Origin of the sequence: Enterococcus haemoperoxidus ATCC BAA-382 (assembly GCF_000407165.1) — a bacterium.
Taxonomy (GTDB): Bacteria; Bacillota; Bacilli; order Lactobacillales; family Enterococcaceae; genus Enterococcus_L; species Enterococcus_L haemoperoxidus.
Window position 1 is genome coordinate 1,223,947 of sequence record NZ_KE136480.1, and the last position, 12,672, is coordinate 1,236,618.

The window sequence follows — 12,672 nt, forward strand, 5'->3', positions numbered from 1 at the left end:
ATGCGTTTAGATAAATTTTTGAAAGTTTCGCGTATTATTAAAAGAAGACCTGTAGCCAAAGAAGTGGCGGATAAAGGCCGGATCCAAATCAATGGAATCTTGGCAAAATCTTCAAGTAACGTAAAAATTGGTGACCAAGTTAAGATCCAATTCGGCAATAAAATCTTAGAAATCGAAGTACTTGAACTTCGTGATTCGACGAAAAAAGAAGATGCAGAAAAGATGTATCAGGTTGTTTCAGAGAAAAGAGTCGAAAATAGTGATAATTTAGATTAGACAAGCTTCTTAGATGTTGGTATAATAAGACAGACAAACCAAAAAACGAGTGGAGCGGAAAACATGGGCAAAAAGAAAAAAGACATGGATAAAGTTGCTGCATTAGATAATGAGTATACAAAAGAACAGTATGCTGAATTTCAAAAACAGCAAAAGCAGTTGATTTTCAGGCGCCGACGTCTGGCTGTTGTTTTTCTCGTGGCGTTTGTGATTTTTATCGTTTCAGGTATCCAGCTGATGAAAGATTATCAGCAACTGAGCGCCTTCAAAACTCAGCAAGCTGAAGCAGTGGCTGAGTCGGCAGAAGCAGATAAGAAGTTAAATCGTTTAGAACAAGATGTTGCTCTTTTAAGGGATGACGATTATGTGGCGAAGTTGGCCCGCAGCCGTTATTATGTCTCTAAAGAAGGCGAACAAATCTACAACATTCCTGAGTTAGGCGGAACGACTAGCTCCAGTAATGAACAAAAATCATCAGACAGTCAATCACAGTCTCATTCATCTGAAAAACAATCAGGCGAATAACTGCAGATATAATAGGGTAAATAATAGGAGGAACATTTTTTTTATGTCAATTGAAGTAGGAGCGAAGTTGCCAGGAAAAGTGTCTGGTATCACTAATTTTGGTGCCTTCATCGATCTAGGTGAAGGAAAAACAGGGTTGGTTCACATTAGTGAAGTATCAAATGGGTTTGTAAAAGATATCCATGACGTATTGACCGTAGGGGATGAAGTAACGGTAAAAGTTACCTCAGTCGGTGATGACGGTAAAGTAGGCTTGTCTATTCGTAAAGCACAAGAACAAGCAGCAGAACCAAAACGTGAATATCAACGTCGTGATAACAATGAGCATCAAGGTAATCGTGATCGCGGAGCACGTCCAGCACCTAAAAAACAATTTACAAGAGCGCAACCAATGAATTCAAAACAAGACTTTGATTCATTAATGAGCTCATTTTTGAAAGATAGCGATGATCGTTTAACTTCATTGAAACGCAACACAGAAGGTAAACGTGGTGGACGCGGCGGACGTCGTAACTAACGAATAAATAATTGAAGCTGAGCGAAAGCTCGGCTTTTATGTTTTGGGCATTTTTTGAGGAGTCTATAAACTATGAAACAAAGAGGTGAGTAGATGTTTCAAGAATTTTACGACCATTGTAAAAGAAATGAATACTGGCTACCAAACCAAAAAATCTTATTAGCAGTTTCAGGTGGCGTCGATTCAATGGTTTTATTGGAGCTGATGCAAACTGTTGCTCAAAAAGACCACTTAGAATTGGCAGTAGCCCATATTGATCACCAGTTGCGGGTAGAGTCAAAAACGGAAGCTGCCTATTTAAAAAGCTATTGCCAAAAAAAAGAAATTTCTTACTATAGTAAAGTATGGGAACAATTAGACAAGACAAAAAATACAGAAGCTCGTGCTCGTAAGTTTCGCTATGATTTTTTTTCTGAACTCATGGCGCAAGAAGAAATCCCTACACTTTTGACGGCACACCACAGTGATGATCAAGCTGAAACGATTTTAATGAAGCTGACAAGAGGAAGTGCTCTAGCGAACCTAGTAGGAATTAGAGAAAGACAATCATTTGGAAATGGGAAGCTGATTCGTCCTTTCTTAATTTTTCCCAAAGAACGATTAGAGCAGTTCGCTAAAGAATCGGAAATCGTGTATTTTGAAGATAGCTCAAATCAGAGCGATACATATATGCGCAATCGTTTAAGGCATCAAGTTGTGCCAGTTTTAAAAAAAGAAAACGCAAAGTTTTTGCAGCATGTAGCTGATTTTAGTGAACAAATCACGTTAGCTGATGAAATTATTCAGTTGGTTATAGAACCAAAGTATGACAAATGGGTGAAAAAAACAACAAAAGGCTGGTTAGTTCAGCTATCGGAGCTAAAACAAGAAAAAAGAAGTGTACAGACTTTTTTCTTGATGAGCCTGTTTCAACGTACAATAGTACCAGAAGGCGTGGCGGTTAGTCGGATGCAGATTGAACAACTTTTGTTATTGCTCAACCAACCAGCCCCTCAGTTATCCATGGATTTTGAGCAAGGATGGCAAGTTATGAAAGAGTATAACACCTTCTATCTGAAAAAAAATGAATTAACTCAGAGAGAAAATCTCTTTCAGTTGAATGGAAACGATCACGTCTTTCTTTCTGAAAAGGAATGGCTGGGGATGGAAACGGCAGGAAAAAAGATTGAACCACCTGAATCAGTAAAAGACTGGACAGAGATTTCTTTGCTTATAACTGAGCAGACGCCTTTGCCAATAACGGTTCGTCATCGGCAAGACGGAGACAGGATTTCGCTAACGCCAAGTTTAACCAAACGATTAAACCGTCTTTTCATTGACCAAAAAATCCCTAATTTAATCAGAGATCAGGCTTGGGTCATTCTTTCAGCTGAGGATAAGATTATTTGGGTTCCAAAATTTGCAAATTCATATTTGAGTATTCCTAAAGAAACTGATAAAATACTCTACAGGCTCCTTTATAAAATAAAAGAGTAAAGTCTAAAAATTACTTTTATTCAAAGAAGCAAATAGCATAAAATAATAACTAAAGATCTCAAAGGAAAAAGAGTACCGTTACTTTTACGAATTTATTCATTTAGAAGTAAGAGGTACTAAACTAGCGTTTCGATCACATCTAATTCTAAATGTTCAATCATAAAGAGTTAAAGGTCGGACCTAAAAGGAAAGGGAGAGCAATATGTTAGAGAACGATATTAAACAAGTCTTGATCACGAAAGAACAAATTCTTGAAAAATCAACTGAACTTGGTAAACAACTAACAGAAGATTACAAGGACAAAAATCCTTTAGTAATCGGTATTTTGAAAGGTGCCATACCGTTTATGGCTGATATCACACGCTGTATTGATACTCATTTGGAAATGGATTTTATGGCCGTATCAAGTTACGGAAATGCCACAGTGTCTTCAGGTGAAGTAAAAATCATCAAGGATTTGGATACAAATGTTGAAGGTCGTGACATCTTGATTGTAGAAGATATAATCGATAGTGGGCGTACATTGGCTTATCTAGTGGATCTTTTTAAATACAGAAAAGCAGCATCTGTGAAGATCGTCACGCTGTTAGATAAACCAGAAGGACGTGTCGTTGATATCATTGCAGATTATGTTGGGTTTGATGTACCAAATGAATTTGTTGTAGGTTATGGTTTGGATTATGCAGAAGCGTACCGTAATCTTCCTTATGTAGGCGTATTGAAACCTGAAATATACGAATCAAATTAATATCTCTCTTAGATTTAGTTATGTTACAATGTAAAGGTCAGAATTGATAAAAAATAAAACGTAAAATTGAATTACGCGCAGTAGTCAAAGGAGGACAGGCATGAATAAAAAGAATAGTGGCATGAAAAATGGCCTTTATTATGTATTGCTGATTTTGGCGATGGTCATGGTTGTTTATTTCATTTTTGGAAATAACAATCCTCAGTCACCAGATATCGAATACTCAACCTTCAGCACTCAGTTAGAAGAAGGTAAAGTGAAAGAACTGACGATCCAACCAACTAATGGTGTATACAAGATCACAGGTCAGTACAAAGCAAAACAAGAAATCAAAAACACTGGCGGTCTTTCTTTATGGGGATCAACAGAAGTTTCTACAAAAGCATTTACGACGATTGTCTTACCAAGTGATATCACATTATCTGGTATCCAAGATATGGCTAAGGACAACAATGTGAAACTTACAGTGAAAGAACAATCATCAAGCGGTGCTTGGCTTTCTATCTTATTTAGTTTCTTACCGATCGTATTGTTCATCTTCTTATTCTATATGATGATGGGACAACAAGGCGGCGGTGGCGGTGGTGGCGGCCGTGTCATGAACTTTGGTAAATCAAAAGCCAAAGAAGCAGACAAAAAAGCGAACCGTGTACGCTTCTCTGATGTAGCAGGAGCGGAAGAAGAAAAACAAGAATTAGTCGAAGTGGTCGAATTCTTAAAAGATCCTCGCCGTTTCGTTGAATTAGGTGCCCGCATTCCAGCAGGTGTTCTATTAGAAGGACCTCCAGGGACTGGTAAAACTTTACTTGCTAAAGCCGTTGCCGGTGAAGCAGGCGTGCCGTTCTATTCTATCTCAGGTTCAGACTTCGTTGAAATGTTTGTCGGTGTCGGTGCAAGCCGTGTTCGTGATCTATTTGAAACAGCGAAGAAAAATGCACCCGCAATTATCTTCATCGATGAAATCGATGCAGTTGGTCGTCAACGTGGTGCTGGTATGGGCGGCGGACACGATGAACGTGAACAGACCCTAAACCAATTACTTGTTGAAATGGATGGATTTGATGGCAACGAGGGCGTAATCGTCGTAGCTGCAACAAACCGTTCAGACGTGTTAGACCCAGCGTTATTGCGCCCAGGTCGTTTTGACCGCCAAATTTTAGTTGGCCGTCCGGATGTGAAAGGCCGTGAAGCAATCCTTAAAGTTCATGCCCGTAACAAACCATTAGCAGACGACGTTGATTTGAAAGTCGTGGCACAACAAACACCAGGTTTTGCTGGTGCTGATTTAGAAAACGTATTGAATGAAGCTGCATTAGTTGCTGCTCGTCGCAACAAGAAGAAAATCGATGCATCCGATGTGGATGAAGCAGAAGATCGCGTTATTGCAGGACCTGCGAAAAAAGATCGTGTTATCAATAAAAAAGAACGCGAAATGGTTGCTTACCACGAAGCTGGACATACAATTGTTGGTTTAGTATTAAGCCGTGCTCGTATCGTTCATAAAGTAACGATCATTCCTCGTGGACGTGCTGGCGGTTACATGATCGCTTTACCAAAAGAGGATCAATTCTTGATGACTAAAGAAGATATGTTTGAACAAATCGTTGGATTACTTGGTGGACGTACAGCAGAAGAAATTATTTTCAATGTACAATCAACAGGCGCGTCTAATGACTTTGAACAAGCAACAGGCATTGCCCGTAGTATGGTAACGGAATATGGAATGAGCGACAAATTAGGTCCAGTTCAATATGAAGGAAACCACCAAGTCTTTGTTGGTCGTGACTATGGTCAAACAAAAGCTTATTCAGAACAAGTTGCTTTTGAGATCGACCAAGAAGTTCGTCGTATCTTGATGGAAGCACACGATAAAGCGCGTGAAATCATTGAGTCACATCGTGCACAACACAAACTGATTGCTGAAAAACTATTAGAGTATGAAACATTAGATGCTCGCAGTATCAAATCATTGTTTGAAGAAGGTGTTATGCCTCAAGACGTTATCGATAGCCAATTCCCTAGTGAAAAAGCACAAACGTTTGAAGAAGCAAAACGTGCATTAGAAGAAAAAGATGCGCAAAGACAAGCCGAAGAAAAACAAGATTTTGAAGAAGCAAAACAAGAATTACATGACGAAGCTGAAGAAGTAAAAGCGGACAGTGAAAAAACAGAAGAAAAAGTTCAATCAGAAGTTAAATCTGATGATGAGCATAAAAATGATTCTGAATATGACCGTAATAATTTTGATGATCGTTACAAATAGAACGAAAAGAGCATCCCTCCTTTGGGGGTGCTCTTTTCTTGAAGTTGAAATTATTTAGTTGAAAAAATAGGTAAATCCTAGTATTATCTGATAATGAGTCAGAATTAGTACCAAGTGAGAAGAGGGAAATGAAAATGGAAGATTACTTAGTAAAAGCACTATGTTATGAAGGATCAATTCGCGCATACGCTGTCTGCGCAACTAATACAATCTCAGAAGCACAAAAACGTCATGATACATGGAGCTCGTCAACCGCAGCGCTAGGGAGAACGATGGTGGGGGCATTATTGCTCGGTGCAACTTTAAAAGGTGAAGATAAATTAACAGTTAAGGTTCAAGGGAACGGACCAGCCGGTAGCATTATTGTTGATAGTGATGGTAGTGGAAACACGAAAGGCTACATAAAAAATCCTCACGTAAGTTTAACGCTAAATGAAAGTGGTAAAATCGATGTCCGTGGAGCTGTTGGAACAGAAGGTATTTTCACTGTTATCAAAGATTTAGGCTTGAAAGAAACATTTTCAGGGCAAACGCCAATCGTTTCTGGTGAAATCGGTGAAGATTTCACTTATTTCATGGCTGTTTCCGAGCAAATACCATCAGCAATCGGCTTAAGTGTTTTAGTTGATACAGACGAAAGTGTCAAGGCAGCTGGTGGGTTTATGATTCAAGTGATGCCAGGAGCAGATGAAAAAACGATTGATTTTATTGAACAACGTTTGCAAGAAGTACCAATGATTTCCCGTTTGATCGATGAAGGCGAATCACCTGAAGGAATATTAGAACGCCTACTTGGGAAAGATCAAATCGATATCTTAGAAAAAATGCCGGTTCAATTCGAATGTAACTGCTCAAAAGAAAAATTTGGCACAGCAATCATTGCCGTTGGTTTAGATGAAATCAATGCAATGATTGAAGAAGATCATGGGGCAGAAGCTGTTTGTCAATTCTGTGGCAACAAATATCATTATAGTGAAGAAGATTTAATTGGACTACGCGATGAAGCAATCCAAAATACTCGTGAAAAGTAGGAGAGAAGCGCTATGTGGAAAATAGGAAATATTGAAATTCCGAATCGCGTTGTAGTGGCACCAATGGCTGGTATTAGTAACGCTGCTTTTCGTGTGACAGTGAAAGAGTTTGGTGCAGGTCTTGTTGTCTGTGAAATGATCAGTGATAAAGGAATCCAGCAAAGAAATAAAAAAACGTTGGACATGCTTTATATAGATGAGCGAGAATATCCGCTGAGCGTGCAGATTTTCGGTGGAGATAAAGAAAATTTAGTTGAAGCTGCAAAATTTGTAGAAGAAAACACCGAAGCTGCAATTATCGATATCAATATGGGGTGTCCTGTAAACAAAGTGATCAAAGCCGAAGCAGGAGCGAAATGGCTGTTAGATCCGAATAAAGTATATGAAATGGTAGATGCCGTTTCTTCTGCCATAGATTTGCCAGTCACTGTTAAAATGAGAACTGGCTGGGATGAAGACCACTTATTCGCAGTTGAAAATGCATTGGCAGCTGAAAAAGCAGGGGCATCTGCTATCGCAATGCATGGTCGTACGAGAGTTCAAATGTATGAGGGTCAAGCGAATTGGGATGTTTTAAAAGAAGTGAAACAACATCTAACGATTCCTTTCATGGGAAATGGCGATGTTCGTACACCAGAAGATGCCAAACGTATGTTGGACTATGTAGGGGCAGATGGTGTCATGATTGGCAGAGCTGCTTTGGGAAATCCTTGGATGATTCAACGTACCAAACAGTATCTGGAAACAGGGGAACTGATACCTGAACCAACCCCGCACGAAAAAATCGAAACAGCTAAAATCCATCTACAACGTTTAGTCGATTTAAAAGGCGAAAAAATCGCGACTAGAGAATTTCGTCAACATGCTTCATACTACCTAAAAGGAATTCCACGTGCTGCTAAGGTAAAAGTGGCAATCAATCAAGCAGAGACCCAACAAGCCATGGTGGATTTGATGAATGCATTTGAAGAAAAGGCAGAAAAACACGCAGAAAAAGAAAAAATCGAAACAATCTAATAAAAAAAGCAGGCTGAAACAGAAATTCGGCTTGCTTTTTTTTGTTTCAATGTGGCATTATAGGGGTATGTGATTTCAGAATGGAGGAAATACAGTGGCAGATGAACAACAAGCGCACCCAGAAGATCTAAACGATCAAATGCTTGTGCGTCGTGAAAAAATGGAAAACTTACGTGAAGAAGGGATCGATCCTTTCGGGAAGCGTTTTGACCGAACACATAATTCTAAAGAATTACATGAACAATTTGACCAACACTCAAAAGAAGAGTTAAATGAAATGGATTTATCTGCAAGCGTTGCTGGTCGTATGATGACAAAACGCGGCAAAGGTAAAGCTGGATTTGCCCATTTACAAGACCGTGAAGGACAACTTCAAATTTATGTGCGAAAAGATCAAGTCGGTGATGAAGCATACGAACTATTTAAACATGCTGATCTAGGCGATTTTTTTGGCGTAACTGGACAAATCATGAAAACAGATACAGGTGAAGTGACTGTTAAAGCGAAAACAATCGTACTATTAACTAAAGCATTGCGCCCATTACCAGATAAATACCATGGCTTAACAAATATTGAACAACGTTACCGTCAACGCTATTTAGACTTGATTAGTAACAAAGATAGTTTTGATCGTTTTATGAAACGCAGTCAAATCATTAGTGAAATTCGTCGTTATCTTGATAGTAATGGTTATGTAGAAGTAGAAACCCCTGTCTTGCACAATGACGCTGGTGGTGCTGCAGCACGTCCATTTATCACGCATCATAATGCATTGGATATGGATTTATATTTACGAATCGCTTTAGAGCTACATTTGAAACGATTGATCGTCGGCGGCATGGAGAAAGTCTATGAAATCGGTCGAGTATTCCGTAATGAAGGAATCGATACAACGCATAACCCTGAATTTACTATGTTAGAAGCGTATACCGCATATACAGATTATAAAGATGTAATGGACTTGACTGAAGGAATTATCCGTAACGCCGCTGAAAAAGTCTTGGGAACAACGACTATCACATATGATGGTAACGAAGTTGACCTAGGATCTGAATTTAAACGTGTGCATATGGTTGATGCAATTAAAGAACAGACTGGTGTGGACTTCTGGCAAGAAATGACTGTCGAAGAGGCACGGGCTTTAGCGAAAGAACATAATGTGGAAATCAATAATAATATGGCAGTTGGGCATATTTTAAATGAGTTCTTTGAAACGTTTGTCGAAGAAACACTGCAACAACCAACATTTGTCTATGGACATCCAGTAGAAGTATCTCCTTTAGCGAAGAAAAATCCAGAAGATGATCGCTTTACAGATCGTTTTGAACTATTTATAGTAGGAAAAGAATTTGCTAACGCATTTACTGAGTTAAATGACCCAATTGATCAACGTGAACGATTTGAAGATCAAGAAAAAGAGCGTGAACAAGGAAATGATGAAGCTCATGGTGTAGATGAAGATTTTATTGAAGCTTTAGAATATGGATTGCCGCCAACTGGTGGTTTAGGAATCGGAATCGATCGCTTAGTTATGCTTTTAACAGATGCTCAATCAATTCGCGATGTCCTATTATTCCCAACAATGAGATAAAAAGTGAAAGAGTAGATTATTTGTTGATAATCTACTCTTTTTATTTTTTTGAAAAATGACATAAAAACTCATGGGAATATACTGATTAAAGAGGAAAAAACGAACAATAAAGAACAAAAGTAATAAAACAATCGGTAACGAAAAAAAGTTTCAAAAAAGTGCAAATTTTAGTTGACCTGAGCCCGTAAACTTGGTATATTATATCTTGTCGCAAGGCACTGATGTAACACGCCAAACGATCACATAACATAACAAACCAAGTTTGAAAAAAACTTTGGGAATCAGCGAGAAAGTTGTTGACAAACGACGAATGACCTGATAAACTAGTGAAGTTGTCGCAGAAACGAGTGGCAACCAACTAAAATAGAATAACAATTCAAGTTTGAAAAAACTTGAAAAATCAGCGAGAAAGTTATTGACAAACAACGAGTAACCTGATAAACTAATGAAGTTGTCACGAAATATTCGATAACATCAAGCAGAAAAAAACTTTGAAACTTTTTTTAAAAAAGTGTTGACATCGAATCGAAGATTTGATATGATATAAAAGTTGCTGCGAGGTAACACGGTAGACCTTTGAAAACTGAACAAAGTAAGACGAACCAAATGTGTAGGTTGTTTTTACAACGGTAAAAACAAACAACAATTTTTAACAAAGCGAAGCAATATGCTAGCAAACAAATGAGCTTAACAATCTTCGGATTGTGTTCAACTTTTATTATGAGAGTTTGATCCTGGCTCAGGACGAACGCTGGCGGCGTGCCTAATACATGCAAGTCGAACGCTTCTTTTCTACCGAGCGCTTGCACTCAATTGAAAAGAGGAGTGGCGGACGGGTGAGTAACACGTGGGTAACCTACCCATCAGAGGGGGATAACACTTGGAAACAGGTGCTAATACCGCATAATAGTCGACACCGCATGGTGTTGATTTGAAAGACGCTTTCGGGTGTCACTGATGGATGGACCCGCGGTGCATTAGCTAGTTGGTGAGGTAACGGCTCACCAAGGCCATGATGCATAGCCGACCTGAGAGGGTGATCGGCCACACTGGGACTGAGACACGGCCCAGACTCCTACGGGAGGCAGCAGTAGGGAATCTTCGGCAATGGACGAAAGTCTGACCGAGCAACGCCGCGTGAGTGAAGAAGGTTTTCGGATCGTAAAACTCTGTTGTTAGAGAAGAACAAGTAGGAGAGTAACTGCTCTTACCTTGACGGTATCTAACCAGAAAGCCACGGCTAACTACGTGCCAGCAGCCGCGGTAATACGTAGGTGGCAAGCGTTGTCCGGATTTATTGGGCGTAAAGCGAGCGCAGGCGGTTTCTTAAGTCTGATGTGAAAGCCCCCGGCTCAACCGGGGAGGGTCATTGGAAACTGGGAGACTTGAGTGCAGAAGAGGAGAGTGGAATTCCATGTGTAGCGGTGAAATGCGTAGATATATGGAGGAACACCAGTGGCGAAGGCGACTCTCTGGTCTGCAACTGACGCTGAGGCTCGAAAGCGTGGGGAGCAAACAGGATTAGATACCCTGGTAGTCCACGCCGTAAACGATGAGTGCTAAGTGTTGGAGGGTTTCCGCCCTTCAGTGCTGCAGCTAACGCATTAAGCACTCCGCCTGGGGAGTACGACCGCAAGGTTGAAACTCAAAGGAATTGACGGGGGCCCGCACAAGCGGTGGAGCATGTGGTTTAATTCGAAGCAACGCGAAGAACCTTACCAGGTCTTGACATCCTTTGACCACTCTAGAGATAGAGCTTTCCCTTCGGGGACAAAGTGACAGGTGGTGCATGGTTGTCGTCAGCTCGTGTCGTGAGATGTTGGGTTAAGTCCCGCAACGAGCGCAACCCTTATTGTTAGTTGCCATCATTCAGTTGGGCACTCTAGCGAGACTGCCGGTGACAAACCGGAGGAAGGTGGGGATGACGTCAAATCATCATGCCCCTTATGACCTGGGCTACACACGTGCTACAATGGGAAGTACAACGAGTCGCTAGGCCGCGAGGTCATGCAAATCTCTTAAAGCTTCTCTCAGTTCGGATTGTAGGCTGCAACTCGCCTACATGAAGCCGGAATCGCTAGTAATCGCGGATCAGCACGCCGCGGTGAATACGTTCCCGGGCCTTGTACACACCGCCCGTCACACCACGAAAGTTTGTAACACCCGAAGTCGGTGAGGTAACCCTTGTGGAGCCAGCCGCCTAAGGTGGGATAGATGATTGGGGTGAAGTCGTAACAAGGTAGCCGTATCGGAAGGTGCGGCTGGATCACCTCCTTTCTAAGGAATATTACGGAAACTTACACATTCGTCGACACTTTGTTCAGTTTTGAGAGGTTTACTCTTATAAGTGAAAGGTAATCATCTGATTTTCTTTCTTATTTATATGATTCTCTCAAACGAATTGTTCATTGAAAACTGGATATTGAAGTAAAAAAGTAATCAAAACAAACCGAGAACACCGCGTTGAATGAGTTTTTTAATTAAAATAGTTCGAAGCTTATTTTATTGGTCACGCCTCTATCGCTAGAGAAACGAACCAAACAAAACCGATCGTAAGATCGTAAGGTTAAGTGAATAAGGGCGCACGGTGGATGCCTTGGCATTAGGAGCCGATGAAGGACGGGACTAACACCGATATGCTTTGGGGAGCTGTAAGTGAGCTATGATCCAGAGATTTCCGAATGGGGAAACCCAGCATCTTTTATAGGATGTTACTTTCCAGTGAATACATAGCTGGTTAGAGGTAGACGCAGAGAACTGAAACATCTAAGTACCTGCAGGAAGAGAAAGAAAATTCGATTCCCTGAGTAGCGGCGAGCGAAACGGGAAGAGCCCAAACCAACAAGCTTGCTTGTTGGGGTTGTAGGACTCCGTTGTGGTAGTCTGTCAAGATAGTCGAAGAACCTGGAAAGGTTCGCCAAAGTGGGTAATAGCCCCGTAGACGAAATGTTGGCAACACCTAGGAGGATCCTGAGTACGGCGGAACACGAGAAATTCCGTCGGAATCCGCGGGGACCATCCCGCAAGGCTAAATACTCCCTAATGACCGATAGTGAACCAGTACCGTGAGGGAAAGGTGAAAAGCACCCCGGAAGGGGAGTGAAATAGATCCTGAAACCGTGTGCCTACAACAAGTCAAAGCCCGTTAATGGGTAATGGCGTGCCTTTTGTAGAATGAACCGGCGAGTTACGATTGCATGCGAGGTTAAGGTGAAGAGCCGGAGCCGT

Annotated in this window: 9 protein-coding genes and 2 rRNA genes; all 11 read left to right on the plus strand. The window is 40.8% G+C overall.

Going from position 1 to position 12,672, the window contains the following annotated elements:
* A complete protein-coding gene (locus tag I583_RS16175; RefSeq protein WP_010762494.1) occupies positions 1-276 on the plus strand; it encodes an RNA-binding S4 domain-containing protein in 276 nt (91 codons plus the stop codon).
* A gap of 63 nt (positions 277-339) precedes the next feature.
* Positions 340-801, plus strand: coding sequence for an FtsB family cell division protein (locus I583_RS16180; protein WP_010762495.1), 462 nt, complete (start codon positions 340-342; stop codon positions 799-801).
* 43 nt (positions 802-844) lie between these two features.
* Positions 845-1,318, plus strand: a complete 474-nt coding sequence (locus I583_RS16185) for a S1 domain-containing RNA-binding protein (protein ID WP_010762496.1) — start codon at positions 845-847, stop codon at positions 1,316-1,318.
* 93 nt (positions 1,319-1,411) lie between these two features.
* On the plus strand, positions 1,412-2,794 hold the full coding sequence (tilS, locus tag I583_RS16190) for a tRNA lysidine(34) synthetase TilS (protein WP_010762497.1): 1,383 nt from the start codon (positions 1,412-1,414) through the stop codon (positions 2,792-2,794).
* 202 nt (positions 2,795-2,996) lie between these two features.
* Positions 2,997-3,542, plus strand: coding sequence for a hypoxanthine phosphoribosyltransferase (hpt, locus tag I583_RS16195; RefSeq protein WP_010762498.1), 546 nt, complete (start codon positions 2,997-2,999; stop codon positions 3,540-3,542).
* A 100-nt stretch (positions 3,543-3,642) separates the two neighbouring features.
* On the plus strand, positions 3,643-5,805 hold the full coding sequence (gene ftsH / locus I583_RS16200) for an ATP-dependent zinc metalloprotease FtsH (protein WP_010762499.1): 2,163 nt from the start codon (positions 3,643-3,645) through the stop codon (positions 5,803-5,805).
* 134 nt (positions 5,806-5,939) lie between these two features.
* Positions 5,940-6,836, plus strand: a complete 897-nt coding sequence (gene hslO, locus I583_RS16205) for an Hsp33 family molecular chaperone HslO (RefSeq protein ID WP_010762500.1) — start codon at positions 5,940-5,942, stop codon at positions 6,834-6,836.
* 12 nt (positions 6,837-6,848) lie between these two features.
* On the plus strand, positions 6,849-7,853 hold the full coding sequence (gene dusB, locus I583_RS16210) for a tRNA dihydrouridine synthase DusB (RefSeq protein ID WP_010762501.1): 1,005 nt from the start codon (positions 6,849-6,851) through the stop codon (positions 7,851-7,853).
* Positions 7,854-7,947: 94 nt separating this feature from the next.
* Positions 7,948-9,444 (plus strand): lysine--tRNA ligase, encoded by a 1,497-nt coding sequence (lysS, locus tag I583_RS16215; protein WP_010762502.1) that lies wholly within the window; start codon positions 7,948-7,950, stop codon positions 9,442-9,444.
* A 716-nt stretch (positions 9,445-10,160) separates the two neighbouring features.
* A 16S ribosomal RNA gene (locus tag I583_RS16220) occupies positions 10,161-11,721 on the plus strand.
* 287 nt (positions 11,722-12,008) lie between these two features.
* Positions 12,009-12,672: ribosomal RNA gene (locus I583_RS16225) — 23S ribosomal RNA — on the plus strand; the annotation flags it as partial.